Consider the following 23120-nt stretch of genomic DNA (forward strand, 5'->3'; position numbering starts at 1 on the left):
ACCGGTTCACCGTCCTACGGCTGGTTCTTGCCGCCGTTCACGTGCACCGTGGAACCGACCACGTAGGAAGCCTCATCGCTGGCCAGGAACACATAGGCCGGGGCCACTTCCACCGGCTGGCCGGCCCGGCCAAGCCAGGTATCGTGGCCGAACTCAGGCAGCGCTTCGATCGGCTGGCCATCCGAAGGCTGCAATGGAGTCCAGATGGGGCCGGGCGCCACGGCATTGACCCGGATGCCCTTCTTCGCGGCTTGGGAAGCCAGCGACTTGGTGAAGTTGCTGATCGCGCCCTTGGTGGCGGCATAGTCCATCAGGTGATCCGACGGATCGAAGGCCTGGATGGAGGTGGTGTTGATGATGGAGCCGCCTTCGGGAAGCACCTGCAGGGCTGCGCGGCTCAAGGCGAACATCGCGAAAATGTTCACATCGAAGGTGGCTTCGACCTGCTCGTCGCTCAGCTCTTCCAGGGACTCGACGCTGATCTGCTTGCCGGCGTTGTTCACCAGGATGTCCAAGCCATCCAGCGCGGTCACCGCCTCATCGATCAATGAATCGCGGTAATTGCGGTCCCGCAGGTCCCCGGGCAGCAGGTGGACTTCGACTCCCGCATCTTCCAGGACCCCGGCGATGGCGTCGGCATCAGGCTGTTCGGCGGGCAGATAGGCCAAGGCGACCTTGGCTCCCTCGCGGGCAAAGGCGATAGCCACCGCCGCGCCAATGCCGGAGTCGCCGCCGGTGACCAGGGCGCGTTTTCCGGCCAGCCGGTCCCGGCCCTTGTAGCTGCGCTCGCCATGATCCGCCTTGGGCTTCAGGTCCCGGTCCAGGCCGGGTTCCTCCTGGCGCTGTTCGGGCGGGCTGATCTTTTCCTTGCCGGCGCGGCCTTCGCTTCCGGTACCGAGCGGCTCAGTGCGGTCCTGGGGATTCTTCTCGGGCATGGGATCTCCTCCTGCTGTTGCGGCAGGACGCCGGCGCGGTGCGCTCAGCGGCGTCCGGGTTCAATTCCAGTTTGCTCCGGGCCTTCCGCTGTGCGAGGATCACCTCCACCTTCGGCGGCAACAGCCAGACTTTTTTCTGCGAAGATCCAGTTTCGCACCCCGCTGCATGAATTGTGCTACCGCTGAAGTCTGGGATTCAGCGCAAAGTCCGGCAGGGGCACTGTCCCCTGATCAGTGAAGTGGCTAGCGTGGAACTCACAGTGCTGGCACTGCAAGGAGCCAGCTGGCGAAGCGTATGAGGGAGGAAACCCATGGCAGGCAAGAGCCGGATCAAGGATGAAGAACTCTACGAGGAGCTGCGCGAGGAGGGGAACTCCAAGCAGAAGTCGGCGCGCATCGCCAACGCCGCCGCCCGCGATGGCCGGTCAGCAGTGGGCCAGCGCGGAGGCAAGGCCGGGGACTACGAGGACTGGACGGTCCGGGAACTGCAGGACCGGGCCAAGGAAATCGGGATTAATGGCCGTTCGAAAATGCGCAAGGCCGAACTCATCGAAGCCCTGCGCAATTCATAGCAGACCGCCATGGAAGGAGAAGCAATGAGTGAACGCGAGAAGCCTGAAAATCCGGCTCGCACCACCCAACCGGATGAGGATGCCCAGCCAGGGGACGAGCGCGTGGTTCGCCGCGGCAGCATCAACGAGAACACCGAAGATGAATCCGAGGAAAGGGAAGAACGCTATGACGCGGGCTGAACTCTCCTGCCAGCGAAAGGACACGCCATGACTGGCAAACCAGTGGACAGCACCCGCAGGCGCCGGCCAGGCCTGTGGCTGGCGATTGTGGGCGGGCTGGTGGCCGTAGGATTCGCCATCTATGCGCTGCTCGCAGCGCCGGACAGCACCTCGGGGCCGCTATGGATCGTGGCCGGCTGGGGCGCATTGGTCTTCATCTACGGCCTGTACCGCATCATTCGCGGACCGAGCTCACTGGATGATCCACGCGCCGGCACCGACGCCAACGGACGGTGACGGCGATCCCTTGAGGAGAATCGCAGCAGAACAAGGGCAGAGCGTCCGGGAAAACCATGGTTTTCCCGGACGCTCTGCCCTTGCGATCCTGCTGGGCTGGGAGATCCTAGTCCTGGGAAATCCCTTCGACCAGGTTGCCGGTGCTCTGCTCGTCGTAATAGCGGGCAATATCCGCCTGGGCGAGCATTCCGACCAGCGAATGCCCGTCGATGACCGGAAGCCTGCGCACCTGGTGCTCCTGCATGGTGCGGATGGCTTCTTCGACCGAATCATCGGCTCCGATGGTGACCGGCTTGCCCTGGGCGTAATCGGCGACCTTGGTGCTGGAAGTGACCACACCGTCGGCCACGGCGTTGATGACGATGTCCCGGTCGGTGATCGTGCCGGCCAACCGGTCATCCTTGCCGCAGATGGGCAGCATGCCGACCTGCAAGTCCTTCATCATCTGGGCGGCCACTTGAATCGAGTCCTGCTCCTTGACGCATTTGGCAGGCGAGGTCATTAGTTCCTTGGCTGCAACCATGATCGTGCTCCTTTCGCGTATTTTTGTGGGACACCCTCCACGCTCCAGCACAACAAGCACGTCTTCAACCATTGCCAACGAGCTTGCAGATGCGCCCCCTCGACTCTGGCAACAGCCGATTAATCATGTACTTGTGCCGCCAATAGCTGGTAGTTGGTAGAGCACCGGGAAACGCAACGTGAGGAGAATGACCATGGGATTCATCGACAAAGCCAAAGATGCCATTTCGCATGCTGCCGACAGATTCAAGGATCCCGACAAGGACCTGGTTGAGAATCTCTGGCCGCTGGGGCAACCCGACGACGAGCACCTGCCAGCCGATTCCGGGGAACCGGCAGAAGAGGGCTTGGAGCAGCCCGGCAATCACCTGCCTCCTGTCCAAGGAGCCGACCCGGACCTCGACGATTCCCCGGAAGACCAGTATTCCGAAGGCGACGGGGACCGCTAGCTGTCCCATGGCCAAACCGAGTTCAGGAGGCAAACCATGCAGACCTGCGATATCTGCGGAAATGCGAGCGAAACGGTGTTCACGCTCAGCCGGAACGGGCATTCGGGCCGCTTCGACAGTTTCGAATGCGCCATCCACGCCATGGCCGAAAGATGCACGCACTGCGGTTGCGCCATTCTGGGCCACGCCGTACACCACGGCCAGGAGGCGTACTGCTGCCAGCACTGCGCCGAACACGCTGAGCAATGAGCGCGACAAGCGACTTCAGCCATCCCGCGCTGCTGCTCATTGACCTGCAAGAAGGATTCTTCGAGGACCCGGCACTGGCGCTGGCCCGCCAGGATCTGGCAGCCCGCTGCAACCAGCTGGCCGTAGCGGCGAGGGCCTGCGGGTACCCGGTGATCAGCGTGCGCACCGTGCACAAGGAAGACAAATCCACCTGGACGCTGAAGATGCTCGAAGACGACCAGGGCTACCTGTTCGAAGGAACGGAGCAGGCCGCGTACCTGGCGGAGTTGGAACTGGACGGGGCCATCGAAGTGGTTAAGCGCCGGGACAGCGCGTTCTGGGATACGGAGCTCAAGGACCTGCTGCTGCAGCACCGCGCTAGTTCGCTGGTACTCGCCGGGGTTTCCTCCGAGACGTGCATCTCCGCCACCGCGGCCGATGCCTTCGCTGCGAACTTGCCGGTGGCGGTGGCCACCGACGCCACCGCATCGGCCGACCCGGATTTCGAAGGGACTACCTTGGAATTCATGCGCAAGCAGCATCGGCAGAAGCTGAAGACCACCTTGGAAATCATTTCCGATTGGAAACACGAGAAGGAGCTGGAATGTCACTGAATAATTCTGAATTCGACGACGTGCGCAAGGACTCGGACACGGACGAGCCGTTGGATGGGCGCGATAGCCAGCCGGCGGCTGGGTCATCGGATGCACCCCAAGCCCAGGACGCCGAGGATCCATTGCGCGGAGCAGACCGGGTGCTGGAGGAAAGCGACGGCGATCCCTTGGCGCTCAATCCCGAAACGCTGCTACCCGAATCGATTGACGGGCAGCGTCCGGTCGACGATACGCTGCTGGACTACCCCGACCAGGATGACGAGCAAGGGCTGGACGCCGAGCGGACCGCCAACCTGCCGGACCAGCGCGAAACACCCGATCAGCAGTAGCGCACCGGTGGGCTGAGAACCGCAGAAGGGGCATCCCGTGCAGGGATGCCCCTTCTGCCATTGCCAACCCGTGGTCACGGGCGGGATTCGGCTTCCTGGGTGAAGAAGGAAATCTTGCCGCTGGCTTCCAGGATCGCCAGCCGGATGCTGCTGTAGTTCTCGATGCCTGCCTGGCGGGCGAGCATGCTCAATTCGTCCAGCCCAATGCGCTCGTTGTGCAGGGCCTTGCGGTCCAGGACCCCGTCGCGGATCAGGACAATCGGGCGGCCCTGCATCAGCTTGCCCAGCTTGGGCCAGCGCATATTGGCGAAGTTCAGCGCAGCGGCCAAGACCACCATGGTGAATACTGCCAGCAGGCTGCCGGTGAGCGAACGGTCCTCCATGGTGATGCCCTGCTGAACCAGGTCGCCCAGGACGACGAACAGCACCAGCTCGAAGGAACTGAGCTCGCCCAGGGTCGATCTGCCGGCGGCGCGCGTGACCAGCCACAGGATGATGAAGGCGGTGGCTGCGCGGATGACTATTTCCATCAGGGGATCCTCAAAGTTCTGATCTTCAGGTCGGTGCTTTCGCCGTTGACCGTAATTCCGAGCACGCCCTTGGCGCTCGGCGACCATTCGTCCGAAGCCCGGCCCGTGAGGGTGGCAACCATCTGCCGCGACCCCGGTGCCGGGGCCACCTCGAATTCAATGGTTCCGTCAGCTCGGCTCGACTCGGACTCGGGTTCGGGAAAGGCCGAGAAGTCCTCGAAGAGCACGAGATAGTCCTCGCTCAGGTCCAGCGTGATGGTCTCGGGCAAAGGGTCGGCAGAGCTGATCCCAATCCTCAGCTGGATTTCATTGCCGGCACGGACCACCGCGGGAAACTGCAGCTGGACCGTGAAGCCGTCGGCCTGTTGTTCAATGCTCTTCTTCTGGTCGAATGCGCCGAGCAGAGCCGCCAGTACGAAGGCTGCAATCACGAGCAGGGCGGCGAGGCTCAGCAGCCGGCGTCTGCGATTGCTGTCCTCCGAGGTGATGTCATCCAGCGTCGAGTCGCTGATCTTGGCCTGGAAGATATTCAGCATGGGATTCTGCCCTCCTTGCGCTCTTGCTATCGAGGCTAAGCCGATTCGCCTGCGCCAGGACCAGCCGAGTTCCGGTTCACAGGCGGCATCCAGTTCGCAGCGGCTGGCGCTGTTGCCAACCTGTGCATTGCGGCCGACCGCTTGAGCCGGCCCGGAAGTGGTGCCACAGTTGCACCAGGAGGAGGAGATCATGACCGTAAACGACCGCATTGAAAGCACCGAATTGGCCTCCCGGCTGGAGACTCTGCCGCAGTGGCGCAAGCTGGCCGGCAAGCTCTGCGCGGTGTACGAGACCAAGAGTTCGGCAGAGGCCATCGAATTGTTCAGCGATATCGCTGGCGCAGCGCAGATGGCCAACCACCATCCTGATGTGGACTGGCGCTACAACCTCTTGTTTGTTTCGACCGTGTCCCACGACGCCGGTGGCGACATCACCGAAAGGGACCTCGCGCTGGCCTCGGAAATCTCGCAGCGGGCCGCCGCCTTGCATGCCAAAGCGCGCCTGGATTTGATCAAGGTGGTGGAAATCGGCATCGACACCGACGACGCCCAAGCCATATCCGGACAGTGGGCCGCCGGCCTGGGCTACCGCGAGCAGCCCGACGGCAGCCTCGCCGATCCAGCGGGCAGATTGCCGGCCATCTGGTTCCAGCGCACCCCGACGCCTCATCCCTCCCGGCTGCATCTGGATGTGTGGGTTCCCCACGCCGAAAGCGCTGCCGTGCTTTCGCGGCTGGAAAGCCAAGGTGCGGTGCTCGATGAGCGCAGCGCTCCGGGTTTCACCATAGCCAGCGACCACCAGGGCAACCGCTTCTGCATCTGCACCGAGCAGGACCGCTAGCGGCCTTGGCCTGAGCCGGCCATTGCTCCCGTTGCAATCGGCCGGAATCTGGACTGTCCTGCCGGCCAGGGGATAGATTGACAGCGGATAAGCCAGCGGGGCCTTGGCGGCTCGGATGCTGGGCGCGATGGAAGGAACCCGATGGGCACTGCACAGGAAATCACCGCCTCGATCTCGCAGCAGCTGCCCTGGCAGGAGGAGCTCTATAAGCATTTCCACCGGCACCCGGAACTGGGCCTGGCCGAGCACGAGACCTCGGCGCGAATCTGCGAGGAACTTGAGGATCTGGGCTATGAAACCTGCCTGATCGGCGGTACCGGAATCGTCGGAATCCTGCGCAATGGCGAGGGGCCTGTGGTACTGGCCCGGGCCGACATGGATGCCCTGCCGGTCGCCGAGGACACCGGGCTGGAATATTCCTCCACGGTCCCCGGTGCCATGCACGCCTGCGGCCATGACATGCACATGGCCACCCTGCTGGGCGCGGCCAAGTTCCTGGCCGGGAACCGCGAGCGCTGGTCCGGCACCTATCTGGCGTTGTTCCAGCCAGCCGAGGAGACCGCCGCAGGGGCCAAGGCCATGGTGGCCGACGGGCTGGTGGAGAGGATACCGAAGCCCGATGCGGCGCTGGCCCAGCACGTGATGCCCGTCGAAGCGGGGAGGATCGGCACCACCGCGGGACCGATCCTTTCCGCCGGCGACAGCCTGCGCATCACCGTCTACGGGCGCGGTGCGCACGGCTCGATGCCGCATAATTCGGTGGACCCGGTAGTCCTGGCCTCGTCCATCGTGCTCAAGCTGCAGACCATTGTTTCGCGTGAAACCCGGCCCGGGCAGTTCGCAGTATTGACCGTCGGCGCGTTGAATGCCGGTAGCGCCGCGAACATCATCCCGGACCGGGCCCAGCTGCTGCTGAACATTCGCACCTATGATCTCCAGCTGCGCCAGCACGTCATCGACTCCATCGAACGCATCGTGCGCGGCGAATGCGCCGCGGCCGGCTCGCCCAAGGAACCGGACTTCGAGTTCTACGACCAGTTCCCGCTGACCAGCAATGACGCGGCGGCCAACGAGAAGGTCACCAAGGCCTTTGAAGAGCATTTCGCCGACGGGCAGGTCTACCAGGCTGACCCGGCCACCGCCTCGGAAGACTTCAGCACCATTCCCGATGCCTTTGGGATCCCGTACGTCTACTGGACCGTGGGCTGCGCCGATCCAAAGACCTACCAGGCAGCGCTCGCCGAAGGGACTGTCGCCTCGAAGATTCCGGCAAACCACTCGCCGTTCTTCGCCCCGGCCATCAACCCGACATTGGAAACCGCGACCCGCACCCAGGTGGTGGCCGCGCTGGCCTACCTGGGCCGCGGGGCACAGGACTCGGCAGAACGGTGATGTCCACCGCAAGAGGAGCTGGTGGCAAGTAACCGGCACCTGTCCTGCCGGTAAGTACACGGTTTATGATTAACGCCACCATGCCCGGGATCCTGCGGGAATGCGGGTGCCTGCCAGCGATTGATAAAAATCAATCGCAAGGATGATTCAAAGTGTCCAAGGCGAGCGCTAGACTGGCAATCGCTCTTCAATCACGCTGCCCTTAATCCGAAGGTCCAGCATGCCGGAGAGCTTGATGCCAGCGAGGATTTCCCACATGCTTCTCAAGCTCATCTTGAAACACTCCAAGCCGTACACGGGGTGGATCATTGCCGTAGTCATTTTGCAGCTGGCCACCACCGTGGCCACTCTTTATCTCCCTAGCCTGAACGCCAGGATCATCGACGTCGGCGTGGTCGAAGCCGATATCGACTACATCTGGCGTACCGGCGGACTGATGCTGGTGGTGGCCCTCATCCAGGTAGCCACCGCGGTGGCCGCCGTCTATTTCGGGGCCAAGACCTCCATGAGCGTGGGCCGCGACATCCGCCAGTCGGTCTTCGAGAAGGTCTCGACCTTCTCGGCACAGGACGTCAACAAATTCGGCGCCGCCACCTTGATCACCCGCGGCACCAACGACGTGCAGCAGATCCAGATGCTCACCTTGATGGCGTTGAACTTCATGATCACCGCGCCGATCATGTCCATCGGCGGCGTGATCATGGCGATCCGCGAAGATCCCGGACTGTCCTGGCTCGTTTGGGTTTCGGTACCGCTGGTGCTCATAGTCGTGGGCCTGCTGGTCATCAAGCTCATGCCGCTGTTCCGCGATATGCAGACCCGCATCGACGGGATCAACGGCGTGCTCCGCGAGCAGATCACCGGCATCCGCGTGGTGCGCGCATTCGTGCGCGAAGAGCATGAGACGCAGCGCTATGCCGATGCCAACCAGAAGCTGACCGACCTCGGTGTCAAGGTCGGCAACCTGTTCGTGCTGATGTTCCCGGCGATCACCATGATCCTGCACCTGTCTACCGCCGCCGTGCTGTGGTTCGGCGGGCACCGAGTGGATAACAACCAGGTGGAGGTCGGCGCGCTGACCGCCTTCCTGCAGTACCTGCTGCAGATCCTGATGGCGGTCATGATGGGTACCTTCATGGCCATGATGATTCCCCGTGCCATGGTCTCGGCCGACCGCATCTCCGAGGTACTCGACAGCGAGCCGAGCATGCTCGACGCCGCCGAACGGCAAATCGCGCTGCCCACCCCGGGCACCGTGGAATTCAAGAACGTCAGCTTCGGATACCCCGGCGCCGAGGCGCCGGTGCTCAACGATATCTCCTTCACCGCCAAGCCGGGGCAGACCACTGCCATCATCGGCTCCACCGGTGCCGGCAAGACCACTTTGCTGAACCTGATCCCGCGGCTCTACGACGCCACCGAAGGCGAGATCCTGATCGGCGGGGTGCCGCTGAGGGAACTGGGACGCGACACCATTTCGCGGAACATCTCCGCGGTGCCGCAGCGCCCCTACCTGTTCTCCGGGACCATCGCCAGCAACCTGCGCTTCGGCGCCCAGGACGCTACCGAAGATGACCTGTGGGATGCGCTGAGAGTGGCCCAGGCCGACGGCTTCGTCGCCGAACGCGAAGGCCAGCTCGATTCGAAGATCTCCCAGGGCGGCACCAACGTGTCCGGCGGACAGCGCCAGCGCCTATGCATTGCCCGGGCCCTGGCCGCGAAGCCGAGCACCTACCTGTTCGATGATTCCTTCTCGGCCCTGGATGTGAACACCGATGCCAGGCTTCGTGCGGCCCTGGCCGAACCGACCAAGGACGCCGCGGTGATCATCGTGGCCCAGCGCGTATCGACCATTACCGGTGCGGACCAGATCCTGGTCCTGGACCATGGCGAAATCGTGGCCCGGGGTACCCACGAGCAACTGCTCGAAACCTCGGAAACCTATCAGGAAATCGTGGCATCCCAGCTGAGTGTGGAGGAGGTGGCCTAAATGGCGAAGAAGCAGAAGAATATCGATCCGGAGCAGCTCGAAAGCGAGCTTGCGGACGTCAATGAATTCGATGCCGCGGCGGGAGCCGACGACTGGAGCGGCGGCGCCCCGGTGCGCAAGGCCGAGCATTTCTGGCCATCGGCCAAGCGCCTGGTCGGGCTGATGTCCCCGTACAAGCTGGGCATGGTCCTGGTGTTCGCGCTGATCACCGTGTACGTGGTGCTCTCGGTGATCGCACCGCGGATCCTGGGCAAGGCCATGGACGTGATCTTCGCCGGGCTGATCGGCAAGAACATCCCGGCCGGCACGCCCGCGGAGCTGGTGATCCAGCAGCTGCGCGACTCCGGGCAGGGAACCCAAGCCGACATGCTCTCCAAGGTGGACTTCGTCCCCGGGCAGGGCATCGACTTCACCCAGCTTTCGCAGTACATCCTGATCGTGCTCTCCATGTACTTCGTTGCCTCGCTCTTCTCGTGGGCCTCGGGCTGGCTGCTGAACAAGCTGGTCATGCGCGTGGTCTACAACCTGCGCAAGGACGTCGAGGACAAGATCAACAAGCTGCCGCTGAACTACTTCGACACGCGCCAGCGCGGCGATCTGCTCTCGCGCGTGACCAACGACGTGGACAACATCCAGAATGCGCTGCAGCAGGCGCTGAGCCAGCTGGTCTCCTCGGCCATGACCGTTATCGGCATCGTGATCATGATGTTCGTGGTCTCCTGGCAGATGGCGCTGATCGCGCTGGTGGCCCTGCCGCTGTCGGCAGCTGCCGCGGGCATTATCGGCACCCGGGCGCAGAAGCTGTTCACCGCGCAGTGGAAGAACACCGGGGCGCTGAACGGGCAGATCGAGGAATCCTTCTCCGGCCACGAGCTGATGAAGGTCTTCGGCCGCGAAGCGGACATGGTGGACCGCTTCACCGCGCGCAACGAGGAACTGTACAAGGCCAGCTTCGGCGCCCAGTTCGTCTCGGGCATGATCATGCCGGTGATGAACTTCGTGTCCTACCTGGCCTACGTGGGCATCGCCGTGGTGGGCGGGCTGCGCGTGGCTTCGGGCACGATGAGCCTAGGCGACGCGACCGCGTTCATCCAGTACAGCCGCGAGTTCACCCAGCCGCTGGGCCAGATTGCCGGCGTGGCGAACATGCTGCAGTCCGGCGTGGCTTCGGCTGAACGCACCTTCGAGCTGCTGGACGCGGAGGAACAGGAACCGGACGACGCGCAGGACAGCCTTCCTGCCCGCGCCGACGGGCATGTCTCCTTCAAGAATGTGTCCTTCTCCTACTCCCCGGACAAGCCGCTGATTGAGGACCTGTCCTTCGATGCGGATCCGGGGCACACCGTGGCGATTGTCGGGCCGACCGGCGCGGGCAAGACCACGCTGGTGAACCTGGTGATGCGCTTCTACGAGCTGAATTCCGGGAAGATCATGCTCGATAACCGCGATATCACCGATCTTTCCCGCGCTGATCTGCGCTCGAAGGTGGGCATGGTGCTGCAGGACGCATGGCTCTTTGGCGGAAGCATCATGGAGAACATCCGCTACGGCCGGCTGGATGCGACCGATGAGGAAGTGATCGCGGCCGCGAAGGCGACCTTCGTGGACCGTTTCGTGCGCGCGCTGCCCGATGGCTACGACACCATCATCGACGAGGAAGGCACCAACGTGTCGGCCGGCGAGAAGCAGCTGATCACCATTGCCCGCGCGTTCGTGGCCAACCCGTCGCTGCTGATCCTGGACGAGGCGACCAGCTCGGTGGATACCCGTACCGAATTGCTGGTGCAGCAGGCGATGGCCGCGCTGCGCAGCGACCGCACCAGCTTCGTGATTGCCCACCGGCTGTCCACGATCCGCGACGCGGACACCATCTTGGTGATGGAGTCCGGCCGGATCGTGGAGCAGGGCAACCACGAGCACCTGCTGGGGACCCAGGGCGCCTACTACCGGCTGTACCAGTCGCAGTTCGCCGGCCCGGCCGAGGATGTGGATGCGAATCCGGATACGGCTGCGGTGCCCGCGGTAGCGGCCGGAGCCACGGTGGCCAGTGACATGGCACCGGAAGCAAAGGAAGAAACCGAGTAGGACCTTGAGTCGCGAAGACCCCGGCATCTGGCAGATTTTCACTGCCGGTGCCGGGGTCTTTTTGCATTGCCAGGCCTGCTTCTGATCGAACCGCTGCGGCACGCCCCCAGGCCATCGATAGCACTTGTTCCTGCAGGAAATGATGCAATATGAACATGATGCTTAGACAGTTGGAATATCTGGTGGCACTGGCCAATGAGGGACATTTTGCCCGGGCAGCTGAAGAATGCGCGGTCTCCCAGCCAGCATTATCAGAGGGCATTCGAAAACTCGAAAAGGAACTGGGCGCGCCATTGGTCCGCCGGGGCCATGCCTTCCAAGGACTGACCGTTGAAGGCGAGACGGTTCTCAAATGGGCTCGGAAAATCCTGAAAGACCATGCCTCGCTGAGACAGGAAATCTCCCATTACGAGAATGGCCTGAACGGAACACTTCGATTGGGAACGGTTCCTGCTGCCTCTTCAACTGTTGCAACCCTCACCGACAAGTTTGCCCGTGCGCATCCGCAAGTGGGCATCAACGTCCAGGCGAGTCTCCATTCGGCGGACATCGTCCGTCAGATCAGGAACTACGAGCTTGACGCGGGCCTTATCTACGCGGAGCCGCAGGACCTAGCTGGACTGCTGGTCTATTCGCTCTATGCCGAGGAACATGTGCTGCTCACTGCGCCGGGGATGCTCCCCGAGGGCGCAACGACGGCTTGGGCGACGGCGTTGGAGTTGCCCTTATGCCTCCTCGACTCATCTCTTCGAGGGCGCCAGGTCCTCGACCAGACGCTCAGCCGGCACGATCTGGTAGTCTCGCCGCGAATCGAATGCGACTCGATAGTCACGTTGCTCGCGCATGTGTCCACCGGGAACTGGGCCAGCATAGTTCCGCGCCAGTGGTTGCCACCCTTGGGAGCTCTGCCTGGTATTGAGCTTTACAGGCTGGATGATCCGCAAGTTACCTCGCAAATTTCTCTTGTAATGGAAGACAGTAGTCCATTAACCCTGATGTCGCAGGCGCTCGAAAAGATAATTTCTAGCACATTCCCTGCGGTCGATATGCATCTCAGCAGGAATCATAAGTAGCACTTACTGAATCATCGGATCTAATTATTGGATCTGATCAATGGTAATCCCTGAACCTAGAACCAGACCCCAAGTCGCTTAGGAATTGGGCCGTGCAACTGGGAGCGGAGAGAACAGTGGAACCTGACCATCTTGAGGCACCATGGGATCCGAGGGATGCAGGCAATCAGATAATTGCCAGGACTACTCGGGATTCCATGATGACGGCAGGCAGAGCAGCTCCGGTCTCCACAGCCATTGGTAAGTTCAAATTCACGCGCGGTTCGCTCGTGAATTGGCAGCTCTTCGCCATTTCGCACAGCCCAGAGATCCGCCCGGCCCTGCGCGTAGGCCTCGGATTGGGACTTCCGGGGATTGCACTGCTGCTGATTGGCAGAACGGACCTCCTTGCCTACGCTGTTTTCGGCTCCATTGTCGGGATGTACGGCCGAAATCCGCATCGCTCGCAGCGACTGAAGGACCAGGTGCTCGGAGCTGCACTGATGCTGTGTGCGGGAATTTGCGGGATCGCCATGGCCCCCTTGGGTATGCGCGGGTGGACGCTGATTGCCGGAGGAATGTTCTGGGCGGCCTTCAGCTCATTGATCGCTGATCGATATGGGCTCAAGCCCGGCGGTGCCTTCTTTCCGCTCTTTGCGTTTGGTGCGTTGGGAACTTTGCCGGTGGGGGAGCTTCCCGCCCTTGAAGGCCTGGCCGCGTTCGTCGCCACCGCTCTGTTCAGCATCCTGCTCGGCCAAGCCGCACGCTTCGGACGAGTGGAAGAGTGCGGCTCGGAAGGCCTCGCGCTTCCATGGCCCCGCATCCTGCGCAGGGCATGCACCTACCTGATAGTTGTCTTCCTAGCTGGAGCTGTCGGGATTACTCTGCAGGTCGAGCATCTCCAATGGACCATGGCCGGGGCGGCCGTTCCGCTTGCCGTCGGCAATGCCCGGGGACGGTTGCGACGTGGGGCTCACCGCATCGGGGGAACCCTGGCCGGTATAGGCGTGTTGTTTGGGATCACGGCCCTGACTCCCGGCGAACTGATGATCGGCTGCTGCATCATCTTGCTGATGTTCCCAACCGAGGCCTATATGGTCCGGAACTACGGCCTTGCCCTCAGCTTTTTCACGCCGCTGATTATCCTGATGCTTCAGCTGGCTAATCCGAAGAGCGGATCCCAGATGGTGTGGGACTGCGCTATGGGAAATCTTCTCGGTGTCGTTGTCGGCATTGCGGCCGCTTCAATTTTCGAACGGCAGCCCCGAACCACGATCTAGAAACTCCGCAACTGCGGCGCGGCAGATCAGAAGCATGAACCCAGAAGAAAAATAAGACGAACGAGATCTATTAAGTAGCCGCAGGCCTACCGCAGCCCCATCGGCAGGACATAAGCTGGCCTTGAACTCGCATAATTCATCGAGGATAAGGAAAAAGCATGTCTGATGCAGCTGTGCCAACTGTTGGCGCAAAACTATCGGCAGAATTCTTGGGCACACTCGTGCTGGTCTTCGGTGGCTGTGGTTCAGCGATCTTCGCAGCCAAGGTCATCGCAGATGAAACCGTGAACATGGGCATCGGATTCCTGGGCGTAGCTCTGGCTTTCGGTTTCACTGTGCTGATCATGGCGTACGCAGTAGGGCATATCTCCGGCGGCCATTTCAACCCTGCCGTCACCCTGGGCACGGCCTTTGCCGGGCGCACCCCGTGGAAGGATGTCCTCCCGTACATCGTCACGCAGATCGTCGCTGCTTCGGTGGCGGGTGCCGTGCTGTTCTGGATCGCTTCGGGCAAGGACGGATTCAACGCAGTCGAATCCGGTTTCGCTTCCAATGGCTATGGGGAGCGATCGCCAGATGGCTATTCGCTGGTTGCGGCACTGGTCGCAGAGATCGTTTTGACTGCGATCTTCCTGTACGTGATCCTCGGCTCCACCGACAAGCGCGCGCCGCAGGGTTTCGCGCCGATCGCTATCGGCCTGTCATTGACCCTGATCCACCTGGTGTCCATTCCCATCACCAATACCTCGGTCAACCCGGCACGTTCCCTGGGCGTCGCATGGTTCGCCGGCCCGGAAGCCTTGGGCCAGGTATGGCTGTTTATCCTGGCACCGGTTATCGGTGCGGCCATTGCCGGTGTCAGCTACAAGGTGCTCTTCCCGGCCTTCGTGGACAAGGGTCGCGAAGGTTTCGACAAGAACTAGCAGATGATGGGAGCTCGCGGTTACCGCAACTCGCTGAACCCAGTCCAGCAGACTTCGACGTCGGCTGGACTGGGTTCGTCCTTTCACGTGGAACGATGAACTTGGGAAATCCACATGGAAGGCGATTAGGCTTGTCATATGCAACAACGGCCAGAGTACATGAACCCCTATTCGGCTCCGCGGCCCAAGCAACGCGTCTTCAACGCCGGTCAATTCACCAAGGGCGACTTCTGGACAGTTCTTGCCTACCTCGTCTTCTTTGTCGGGGGCGCAGCAGGCCTCATCGGCTTGATCCCTGGCTACATGGGCGCCTTCTCCACCCAGGAACAGGCGCTGTTCGGGATCAACCTGATCCTGTATGTCACCTTCTTCATTCTCGCGATGATCCAGTGCGGTCCGCAGTTCTTCGAGTCGTTCAAGACCATGCGCTACCACCCCTGGGCCAAATGGCTGATGCTGCCCGGTGGCTGGTTCCTGACCATCATGGCCAACGGAATCATCGTCGCATTGACGGGCCAAGCGGCCACCAGCGAGAACCAGGCGGCCCTGGAATCCATGGCCGGAACGGTGCCGCTGCCGGTCATGCTGGTCGTCACTGCGCTCTTCGGCCCATTCGTCGAGGAATACCTGTTCCGCCATCTGCTCATTGGCAAGCTTTCACGCAAGCTCAACGTCTGGATTTGCGCACTGATCTCCACGGTGCTGTTCGCCAGCATCCACTTCATTGGCGCGGGCATCGGCTCTTGGCTGGAAGTCGTGCCGTACTTCATGCTGGGCGTCATGATGGGTGTTGCCTACATCCTCAGCGGCAAGTCGCTGGCCTACTCCTACATGCTGCATGTCATTAACAATGCAGTAGCGTTGCTGGTGGTGTACCTGATCTACCCGCTGCTTCCTGTGGGAGCCTAGGCAGTGGCATTTACCGGACTCGAACCGAACACCCCCGCCTATCGGGACATGCTGCTGGCGCTTTTTGCCGGCGGCGTTGCCACGTTCTCCCAGCTCTATGCGGTGCAGGGGCTGCTGCCGGTGATCGCCGGCTATTTCCACATCACCTCTTCGCACACGGCACTTGCCGTTTCATCAGCGACCCTGGGGCTGGCATTGGCCGTGACTCCATGGGCCATCATTTCCGACCGCGTCGGGCGCCGCAAGGTCATCAGCATCGCCCTGATCTCTTCGGTTGCCCTGGGACTGCTCAGCTGCCTGTCGCCAAGCTTCGAGTTCCTGGTGGCGATCCGGTTCTTCGAGGGAATTGCCTTGGCAGGTGTTCCCGGCTCTGCACTGGCCTTCCTCGTTGACGAGGTCAATCCGCGAGCCGTTGCCGTGGCCAGCGGCACCTATATCTCCGGCACCACCCTTGGCGGGCTGGCCGGACGCTTGGTCGCCAGCTTTGTCGCAGACCCGGCCGGCTGGCGCTGGGGGGTCGCGGCAGTGAGCATCATGGCTGGCCTGGCGACGTTCTTCTTCCTGTTCAAGGCGCCCAGCGCCCAGGGCTTCGACCCCATCCACAGCCAGAACCTGCGCAGCATCGCCAAGAAGTTCGCACATGCATTGCATGGCAAAATGGCACTGGTTTATGCCCAGGGATTCTTGCTCATGGGCGGATTCGTGGCCGTCTACAACTACCTGGCTTTCCGGCTGGAAGCACCGCCCTACCTGATTCCGGCTTCGTGGGCGGCACTGGTCTTCTTGGCCTACCTTTCTGGAACCTACACCTCGGTGGCCAGCAGCAAACTCGTCGCCAAGGCTGGACGGCGAAATACCCTGCGCATCAGCATTCTCACCAGCGCCCTGGGCTTGCTGCTGACCCTGGCCGGGAACCTGGTCGTGATCATCAGCGGGTTGCTGATCTTCACCGCTGGCTTCTTCGCGGCCCACGCGGTCGCCAGCGGGTGGGTGCCGGTGCTGGCCACCGGAGCCAGGGCGCAGGCCTCCAGCCTGTACAACTTGTTCTACTACGTGGGCTCGTCACTGCTTGGCTGGCTCATCGGCATCCCCTTCATGCACTACGGTTGGGCCAGCGTCGTGCTCTGCGTTGGCGCGTTGCAGGTGGTTGCCCTGATCCTGGCTTCCTTGCTCTCCAAAAGGGACCCATCCCTTCGCGGATAATTCATATTCCGCATTCGGAATACTCAACTTTGCGCGGAATATCAGGTCAGATGGTCGAATTCTCCTGATACCCACCTGGCATAGCGTTCCGCAGAGAACTGGACCACCCGGTGGGCATCGGCCTGGATGCGGGCCGCGAAGTTGTTGTAGAGGCGGTCGAACTTCACCGGCTCCAGATCCTTGGCCATGCGCCGCACCACGGCAGCCGAGAGCGGGATGCGGTTGGGGTAGCTGCGCAAGAAGGTCGCATTGCCATCGGCCACGGGGAAAACCGCGTCGCCAGCCAGCAGGACTCCGCGGCCATCGGCCCCTGCTTCCCAAACAGCCGCAGTGCTGCCCGGGAAGTGGCCGCCGAGCTGCATCAGCCTGATCCCGGGCAGCACCTCAAAAGGCTGGGACCAGGTCCTGACGGCGGCTGAGGAATACTGGACCCACTGCGCATCTTTCTCGGCGACGAGGATCGGCGCATCACCCAGCGCCTGGCTGTATTGCTGCTGCACCCCGTACATGTGCGGATGGCTCGCCACAATGGCCGCCAGCTTTCCGCGGCTATCCAGCCAATCAATGATTTCTCCGGTAATCAGCCCGGGCACGTCGAAGAGCAGGTTGCCCGCGGTGGTCTCCACGAGCAAGGAGCTTTGGCCTATGCCGATTTCGGGAGAAGCAATCGCATTCAGTCCCGGCTCCAGCGAAGTGATCGTCAGCTGGTGGCCGGCTGCTGCCAGGTCTTCGGTGCGCACCCAACGCTGGATTCCGCCCGGAATGTACTGGCGTTCATCGGCGCAGATGGGGCAGGTGCCGGTGGGTTGCGGGCCCGGCGGGAACTCCACGGCGCAACCCGCGCATTGCCAATGGCCAATATGTTCTTGTCCCATGGGAAACCTGTTTTCTGGTGGCGGTGCTGGCTGTGCCCTGCTTGCTTCCAAACCTAGTACTCGCTCCGGACGCAGGAAAGAGGACTGCACCGGGAATCCTCCTGCGCGCAAGCAAATGGTGAAAGTCCACTCTGCTTCGTAGAGTTGAGGTTGTGAATCCTTCAACCCCCACCGAATCCCCGCGGAGCTTGGCCCGGCAGATCCTTGCCTTGGCAGTTCCCGCCTTGGGTGCTTTGATCGCCGAGCCGCTGTTCTTGATGGCCGATTCGGCCATCGTGGGCCACCTTGGCGTGGCCGAGCTGGCCGGCGCCGCACTGGGCACCACGGTGCTGCACACTGCGGTGGGGTTGATGATCTTCTTGGCCTATGCCACCACGCCAGCTGTAGCCAGGGCCCTGGGCGCAGGCAACCCCGGCAAGGCCATGGCGGCGGGGCGTGATGGCATGTGGTTTGCCATAGTCCTCGGGGTGGTGCTGTCGCTGCTCGGATACTTCAGTGCCGATCGGCTTGTGGGCTTGATGGGCGGCGAAGGGGAAACCGCTGGATTCGCCGTCGATTACATCCGCTACTCGATGCCTGGCCTGACCGCGATGCTGCTGGTCCTGGCAGCCACCGGCGTGCTGCGTGGCATGCAGGACACGAAAACACCGTTGATCGTGGCCACCGCTGGCTTCGGCTTGAATATCGTCCTGAACTTCGTGCTGGTCTACTGGGCCGATATGTCCGTAGCCGGTGCCGCGCTTGGCACATCGATCGCCCAGTGGATGATGGCGGTGGTGTATTTGTGGATGATCTTGCCAAGAATCCGCAAGCAAGGAATTTCCATGGCGCCGAGCTGGTCCGGGTTCATTTCCACCGGGCAAGTCGGTTCCTGGTTGATGCTGCGCAACCTGAGCATGCGCGCGGCGTTGCTCCTCACGGTTCTTGTCGCCACCAACGCCGGCACCCAGACACTCGCAGCGCACCAGCTGGTCTTCACGATCTTCAGTTTCCTGGCCTTTGCACTGGATGCGTTGGCTATTGCGGCCCAGGCCATGATTGGCCAGGAGCTGGGCCGCGGGGATGCAGAGCAGGTCCGCAAGCTCACCGGGATCATGAGCCGCTGGGGCATCTGCTTCGGCGTGGTCACCGGGATCCTGCTGCTTGCCACCTCGTGGGTCTTCCCGATGATCTTCACCCCGGATGAGCAAATCCGTCAGCTGACCACCGTTGGGCTGTGGGTGCTGGCATTGTCCCAGCCGTTGTGCGGTTTGGTGTTCGTGCTGGACGGCGTGCTCATCGGTGCGGGGGATGCCCGCTATCTCGGGTTGGTGGGCATAGCCAACCTTGTTCTCTACGTGCCGATGCTCTGGGCGGTTCAGGTCTTTGCCAAGGATTCCACGTCAGCGATTCTGTGGATCTGGGTTGCTTTCGCCATCGGCTACATGGCAGCTCGCGGCGTGAGCCTGTCCCTGCGTGCCAGGAATAGTGCATGGATGCGGTTGGGCAGCTGAACCCAGGCCACCGGGCCGCTCGCCACCGATTACTCCTGGAGCTCCATTGCCTGGGCGGCAATCTCATGGGTGACCGCATGGTCCAGTGAGCTGGTGGTGCCCCGGCACCCGGATCCGGGCTGGGCAACGAGCTGTTGCGCTGGGCTGGTCAGGTGCTTGGCGCTACCGGTTTGCGCGAGCTCCAATGCGTATTCGAGGGCGTGGCCGATACCGGTACAGGACGCTACCGTTTTCCGGATGACGGCGTTCGATGCCTTCGAAGATGTTCTCGCGGACCACGAAGAAGTCCACGTCCCCTGGCTGGCGGAATTGCAGCAGGCTGCCCACGGCGCAGGAGAAGAGCGAGTCATGCACGCCAAGCCGCTCAATCCGGTTATCGGGCATCATCTGCCTGTGCTTGGCGTTGGATCCAGCTTGAACCAGAAAGTCGTCAGCGGACTCGTTCAGTGAGCGCAGGCCTTCTGGCATGGCATCGGTGCTGACGCCAGCGCCGGCAAGCACGGCGATGCTGTGTGCCTTGCCCATGATGCACCAGTGGTTGGCCGCTAGTGATGTCCCAGCATGGCTCGGCGGATGGATTCCAGATGCAGCGTCATGGCCTCGGCGGCCGCTGAAGGATCTGAATTCTGTATGGCGGCAAAGATCGACTGGTGCTCGGCCAGCTCGTCCGATTGGGACATGTATGGCTGCATGGAAGGCAAGACGTAGTGGGCTCGGGCGGTTTGCGTGAAGCAGTTCTCCAGGCTGTCCACAATGCGGGAGTTGCGCGATGCCGCGGCCAGTTCGCTATGGAAGCACTGGGCGGCATGCATGGAGGCAATGGGGTCGGAGACCGCCAGCTTTTGCTGGGCTTCAAGGTGCCCGGCCAGGGAAACCACAAGCGCGGCCGAATGCATGCTGGCTACCTGTCCTGCCACATGCGGTTCGAGCAAGCTGCGCAGTTCCAGGACTTCATAGACATCATTCATCGAGATGGCGCGAACCAGATAGCCCTTCTTGGGCAGCACCTGCAGCAGGCCCTCGCTGGTGAGCTGGCGCAGGGACTCGCGCACCGGGGTCTTGGAGACCTCGAACTCCTGGGCCAGTGCCGGTTCGATGATCAGGCTTCCCGGGGCAAGTTCCCCGCGGTTGATGCGTTCGCGCAAGGTGAGCGTGAGCTGTTCGGAGAGCGAGCTGGCCATGGTTTTCCGATTCCTAAGGGGCGTAACTTGGCGACCTGATCTAGCTATCGCTCTGGGCAACACTCTAGTCTGGGATTAAATATATTTCAGGTATCTTACGGAACACCACTTTATCGCAAGGACTACGACTGTGCCGATCACCCAGAACTCTGCCAGCACGCAGCAAGCGCGCAACCGGCGCCGGGCCCTGTTCGCCTCTGTCTTCGGCACGGCCATTGAATGGTACGACTACGCGCTGTATGGCGCGGCCGCATCGGTGGTGATCGGTCCGCTGTTCTTCGCCGGAGCCGGAGAAGCGGCGGCCTCGATCGCGTCCTTTGCGACCTTCGCGGTGGGCTTCGTGGCCCGCCCGCTGGGCGGTGTGCTCATCGGCCACCTGGGGGACCGGTTCGGGCGCCGCCCGGCCATGCTGCTCTCGGTCATCCTGATGGGCATCGCCACCGTGGGCATCGGCCTGCTGCCGACCGCGCAGACCTGGGGCGTGTGGTCCGTGGGCCTGCTGGTGCTGCTGCGCCTGATCCAGGGATTCGGCGCTGGCGCGGAACTGACCGGTGCCATGACGCTGGTGGCCGAATACGTGGAGCCGAGAAAACGCGGGTTCTACACCTCGCTGGTGCTGTCCACCCCGCCGCTGGGCATCGCGCTGGCCACCGTGTGCTTCTTCCTGGTCTCGCTGGCCGGTGACGTGGTACTGCTCGGGTGGGCCTGGCGCATCCCATTCCTGGTCTCGGCACTGCTGTTCGTCGTGGCCATCTACATCCGCAACAAGCTGGAAGAGACCCCTGACTATGCCGCCGCCATGGCCTCGGCCCGTGCCGAGCAGCAGCAGGCCAAGCTCCCCATCGTGCAGGTCTTCGCCGCGCACTGGCGCCGCGTGGCCCTGGGCTTCCTGGCCATCACCGGGCATAACGCGGTGAACTACATCCTTGCGGTCTTCGCGCTGAGCCTGATGGTCACCAGCGGCATGGAACGCAGCCATGCGCTGCTGGCGGTCACCCTGGGCTCCTTGGTCTCCGTATTGCTCACGCCGGTGGGCGGCTGGCTCGCCGATCGGTTCGGCGCTTCCAAGGTGCTGGCGGCGGGAAACATTTCAGGCTTGGTCCTCGCTTTCCCGATCTTCGCACTGATCTCCACCGGCGAGTTCGCCCTCGGGTTCCTGGGCATCGCCGCCGGCTACGCGCTGGTGATCCCGTGCACTTCCGGTGCCCAAGGGGCCTTCCTCACCGAGCTGTTCCCCGTCTCGGTGCGCTTCTCCGGGATTGCCATCGCGCGCGAACTGAACGGCGCCATCGTCGCTGGGCTCTCGCCGCTGATTGCCGCTGCGCTCTTGCAGGCGGGCAACGGCTCCATCGCGATGCCAGCGGGATACCTGGCGCTGTGCTGCCTGTCCTCGGCCATTGCAATCTTCATCGGCACCCGCGCAAGCTCGCGCACCCTGTACTAGACCGGCAATTTCCACCGAAGTAAAGGAACAATCCATGGGTAATCTCAAGCGCCAACTGCCCGACGTGGCCGAACTGGTCAGCCTGATGAAGTTCAAGCTCCCCTCCACTAGCCCTCGCGCCGCCCGGCTGGCCGGTGCCGCCGACATCTGGGATCTGCGCAAGATCGCCAAGCGCCGCACCCCCGCCGCGGCCTTCGACTATGTCGATGGCGCTGCCGGGCGAGAAATCACCGCGACCCGCGCCCGAGCGGTGTTCGACAGCGTTGAGCTGTTGCCGCGAATCCTGCACGGAACCGCGCAGTCGGATCTTTCCACCACCATTGCCGGTGCCCCATCGGCATTGCCCTTCGGCATCGCCCCCACCGGTTTCACCCGCTTCATGCACTCCGAGGGCGAAATCGGCGGCTCGCGGGCTGCCCAGAAAGCAGGGATTCCCTTCAGCCTGTCCACCATGGGCACCCGATCCATCGAGGAGGTCGCCGAGGCGGCACCCGAGGGCCGCAAATGGTTCCAGCTCTATCTGTGGAAGGACCGGGAAAAGTCCAGGGCGCTGGTGGAACGTGCTGCTGCAGCGGGCTATGACACCTTGCTGGTCACCGTGGACACCCCGGTAGCCGGCCAGCGCCACCGCGATACCCGCAACGGCATGAAGATCCCGCCGGAATTGACCGTGAAGACCGTGCTCGATGCGTCGTACCGACCCGAATGGTGGTACAACTTCCTGACCACCGATTCGCTGAAGTTCGCATCGCTGTCGGATACGTCGGCAGACCTGCCAACGATCATCAACTCCATGTTCGATTCCTCCTTGGACTTCGAGGATCTGAAATGGATCCGCGAGCTGTGGAAGGGCCAGCTTTTCGTCAAGGGCGTGCTCACCAGCGAAGACGCTGCCAAGGCACAGGCCGCCGGTGCTGACGGACTGGTGGTCTCCAATCACGGCGGACGGCAGCTGGACCGCGCGCCGATCGCCTTCGAGGCCTTGGGCGAAGTGCGTGCCGAAGTCGGTGAGGACATGGAAATCATCATGGATTCGGGCATCATGTCCGGCGCGGACATTGTCGCCGTGCTGTGTGCCGGAGCGGACTTCGTGCTGATTGGCCGCGCCTACCTCTACGGCCTGATGGCTGGGGGAGAGGAAGGCGTCAGCCGTGCCATCGAATTGCTGGCCAAGGAAGTGGAAGTGACTATGCAGCTGATGGGCGCGGCGAGCATCGGGGATCTGGACCAGTCGCTGATTCGCCGCCGTGGCTGATGTGATTAACCCCGGGCGAAGTGGCG

At 62.5% G+C, this 23120-nt stretch carries 26 protein-coding genes; 18 read left to right on the forward strand and 8 right to left on the reverse strand.

The genetic code is table 11. The annotated features are described in order from the left end of the window. Window positions 1–14: 14 nt before the first annotated feature. Window positions 15–935: an SDR family oxidoreductase gene (locus tag AC1Z36_RS04755; RefSeq protein ID WP_105662081.1), complete on the reverse strand. Its 921-nt coding sequence runs from the start codon at window positions 933–935 to the stop codon at window positions 15–17. Window positions 936–1246: 311 nt separating this feature from the next. On the opposite strand from AC1Z36_RS04755, the gene AC1Z36_RS04760 reads away from it, so the two are divergent. Genes AC1Z36_RS04760 through AC1Z36_RS04770 form a run of 3 tightly spaced genes read left to right on the forward strand, consistent with a single transcriptional unit; the run spans window position 1247 to window position 1963 of the window. Then, complete coding sequence (locus AC1Z36_RS04760; RefSeq protein WP_105662080.1) at window positions 1247–1507, forward strand: DUF7218 family protein; 261 nt, start codon at window positions 1247–1249, stop codon at window positions 1505–1507. A gap of 24 nt (window positions 1508–1531) precedes the next feature. Further along, a complete protein-coding gene (locus AC1Z36_RS04765) occupies window positions 1532–1687 on the forward strand; it encodes a hypothetical protein (protein WP_181149051.1) in 156 nt (51 codons plus the stop codon). A gap of 27 nt (window positions 1688–1714) precedes the next feature. Further along, entirely contained in the window at window positions 1715–1963 is a 249-nt protein-coding gene (locus AC1Z36_RS04770) for a hypothetical protein (RefSeq protein ID WP_146112949.1), read from the forward strand. Window positions 1964–2069: 106 nt separating this feature from the next. Here AC1Z36_RS04770 and AC1Z36_RS04775 read toward each other — a convergent pair whose 3' ends face one another. After that, entirely contained in the window at window positions 2070–2486 is a 417-nt protein-coding gene (locus tag AC1Z36_RS04775) for a CBS domain-containing protein (RefSeq protein ID WP_483561764.1), read from the reverse strand. Between the two features lie 193 nt (window positions 2487–2679). Between AC1Z36_RS04775 and AC1Z36_RS04780 the strand changes: the two genes are divergently transcribed. The 3 genes from AC1Z36_RS04780 (at window position 2680) to AC1Z36_RS04790 (ending at window position 4105) form a co-directional block, all read left to right on the forward strand. Beyond that, entirely contained in the window at window positions 2680–2934 is a 255-nt protein-coding gene (locus AC1Z36_RS04780) for a hypothetical protein (protein WP_146112202.1), read from the forward strand. 245 nt (window positions 2935–3179) lie between these two features. Then, window positions 3180–3776, forward strand: a complete 597-nt coding sequence (locus AC1Z36_RS04785) for a cysteine hydrolase family protein (protein ID WP_332727878.1) — start codon at window positions 3180–3182, stop codon at window positions 3774–3776. Continuing rightward, the gene (locus tag AC1Z36_RS04790) at window positions 3767–4105 is read left to right on the forward strand and encodes a hypothetical protein (RefSeq protein WP_483561765.1); all 339 of its coding nucleotides are present in this window, start codon (window positions 3767–3769) and stop codon (window positions 4103–4105) included. Before AC1Z36_RS04785 ends, AC1Z36_RS04790 begins: the two co-directional genes overlap by 10 nt. Before the next feature lie 74 nt (window positions 4106–4179). On the opposite strand, the gene AC1Z36_RS04795 is transcribed toward AC1Z36_RS04790, so the two are convergent. Continuing rightward, entirely contained in the window at window positions 4180–4635 is a 456-nt protein-coding gene (locus tag AC1Z36_RS04795) for a DUF421 domain-containing protein (protein ID WP_133834812.1), read from the reverse strand. Beyond that, the gene (locus AC1Z36_RS04800; protein WP_402735051.1) at window positions 4635–5171 is read right to left on the reverse strand and encodes a hypothetical protein; all 537 of its coding nucleotides are present in this window, start codon (window positions 5169–5171) and stop codon (window positions 4635–4637) included. Before AC1Z36_RS04800 ends, AC1Z36_RS04795 begins: the two co-directional genes overlap by 1 nt. 190 nt (window positions 5172–5361) lie before the next feature. Here AC1Z36_RS04800 and AC1Z36_RS04805 point away from each other — a divergent pair, with 190 nt between their 5' ends. The 9 genes from AC1Z36_RS04805 (at window position 5362) to AC1Z36_RS04845 (ending at window position 16846) form a co-directional block, all read left to right on the forward strand. Continuing rightward, window positions 5362–6012: a 4a-hydroxytetrahydrobiopterin dehydratase gene (locus tag AC1Z36_RS04805; protein WP_402696767.1), complete on the forward strand. Its 651-nt coding sequence runs from the start codon at window positions 5362–5364 to the stop codon at window positions 6010–6012. A gap of 141 nt (window positions 6013–6153) precedes the next feature. Continuing rightward, window positions 6154–7404: an amidohydrolase gene (locus AC1Z36_RS04810; protein ID WP_402696768.1), complete on the forward strand. Its 1251-nt coding sequence runs from the start codon at window positions 6154–6156 to the stop codon at window positions 7402–7404. Window positions 7405–7660: 256 nt separating this feature from the next. Continuing rightward, window positions 7661–9394 carry an ABC transporter ATP-binding protein gene (locus AC1Z36_RS04815; RefSeq protein WP_105656088.1) on the forward strand — a complete coding sequence of 578 codons (1734 nt, stop codon included), beginning with the start codon at window positions 7661–7663 and terminating at the stop codon, window positions 9392–9394. Then, window positions 9395–11479 (forward strand): ABC transporter ATP-binding protein, encoded by a 2085-nt coding sequence (locus AC1Z36_RS04820; RefSeq protein ID WP_105656089.1) that lies wholly within the window; start codon window positions 9395–9397, stop codon window positions 11477–11479. Window positions 11480–11628: 149 nt separating this feature from the next. Beyond that, a complete protein-coding gene (locus AC1Z36_RS04825) occupies window positions 11629–12552 on the forward strand; it encodes a LysR family transcriptional regulator (RefSeq protein ID WP_483561766.1) in 924 nt (307 codons plus the stop codon). A 269-nt stretch (window positions 12553–12821) separates the two neighbouring features. Continuing rightward, complete coding sequence (locus tag AC1Z36_RS04830; protein ID WP_483561767.1) at window positions 12822–13811, forward strand: FUSC family protein; 990 nt, start codon at window positions 12822–12824, stop codon at window positions 13809–13811. A gap of 158 nt (window positions 13812–13969) precedes the next feature. Continuing rightward, window positions 13970–14734 carry an aquaporin Z gene (aqpZ, locus tag AC1Z36_RS04835; RefSeq protein ID WP_483561769.1) on the forward strand — a complete coding sequence of 255 codons (765 nt, stop codon included), beginning with the start codon at window positions 13970–13972 and terminating at the stop codon, window positions 14732–14734. Window positions 14735–14872: 138 nt separating this feature from the next. After that, a complete protein-coding gene (locus AC1Z36_RS04840) occupies window positions 14873–15643 on the forward strand; it encodes a lysostaphin resistance A-like protein (protein WP_483561770.1) in 771 nt (256 codons plus the stop codon). Window positions 15644–15646: 3 nt separating this feature from the next. Further along, window positions 15647–16846, forward strand: coding sequence for an MFS transporter (locus AC1Z36_RS04845; protein ID WP_483561771.1), 1200 nt, complete (start codon window positions 15647–15649; stop codon window positions 16844–16846). A gap of 41 nt (window positions 16847–16887) precedes the next feature. On the opposite strand, the gene AC1Z36_RS04850 is transcribed toward AC1Z36_RS04845, so the two are convergent. Then, the gene (locus AC1Z36_RS04850; protein WP_483561772.1) at window positions 16888–17721 is read right to left on the reverse strand and encodes an MBL fold metallo-hydrolase; all 834 of its coding nucleotides are present in this window, start codon (window positions 17719–17721) and stop codon (window positions 16888–16890) included. A gap of 152 nt (window positions 17722–17873) precedes the next feature. On the opposite strand from AC1Z36_RS04850, the gene AC1Z36_RS04855 reads away from it, so the two are divergent. Beyond that, window positions 17874–19214: an MATE family efflux transporter gene (locus AC1Z36_RS04855; protein ID WP_105656095.1), complete on the forward strand. Its 1341-nt coding sequence runs from the start codon at window positions 17874–17876 to the stop codon at window positions 19212–19214. Between the two features lie 29 nt (window positions 19215–19243). Here AC1Z36_RS04855 and AC1Z36_RS04860 read toward each other — a convergent pair whose 3' ends face one another. Genes AC1Z36_RS04860 through AC1Z36_RS04870 form a run of 3 tightly spaced genes read right to left on the reverse strand, consistent with a single transcriptional unit; the run spans window position 19244 to window position 20395 of the window. Then, window positions 19244–19399 carry a hypothetical protein gene (locus AC1Z36_RS04860; protein ID WP_166650859.1) on the reverse strand — a complete coding sequence of 52 codons (156 nt, stop codon included), beginning with the start codon at window positions 19397–19399 and terminating at the stop codon, window positions 19244–19246. After that, complete coding sequence (locus AC1Z36_RS04865) at window positions 19377–19739, reverse strand: isocitrate/isopropylmalate dehydrogenase family protein (RefSeq protein ID WP_105656096.1); 363 nt, start codon at window positions 19737–19739, stop codon at window positions 19377–19379. Before AC1Z36_RS04865 ends, AC1Z36_RS04860 begins: the two co-directional genes overlap by 23 nt. A 20-nt stretch (window positions 19740–19759) precedes the next feature. Then, window positions 19760–20395 (reverse strand): GntR family transcriptional regulator, encoded by a 636-nt coding sequence (locus tag AC1Z36_RS04870; RefSeq protein WP_105656097.1) that lies wholly within the window; start codon window positions 20393–20395, stop codon window positions 19760–19762. 130 nt (window positions 20396–20525) lie between these two features. Here AC1Z36_RS04870 and AC1Z36_RS04875 point away from each other — a divergent pair, with 130 nt between their 5' ends. Both AC1Z36_RS04875 and AC1Z36_RS04880 read left to right on the forward strand, forming a co-directional pair. Beyond that, window positions 20526–21839, forward strand: coding sequence for an MFS transporter (locus AC1Z36_RS04875; protein WP_483561773.1), 1314 nt, complete (start codon window positions 20526–20528; stop codon window positions 21837–21839). 34 nt (window positions 21840–21873) lie between these two features. Beyond that, window positions 21874–23094 (forward strand): alpha-hydroxy acid oxidase, encoded by a 1221-nt coding sequence (locus tag AC1Z36_RS04880; protein WP_483561774.1) that lies wholly within the window; start codon window positions 21874–21876, stop codon window positions 23092–23094. Window positions 23095–23120 lie beyond the last annotated feature (26 nt).

The sequence above is a fragment of the Glutamicibacter sp. BS14 genome (assembly GCF_056934375.1).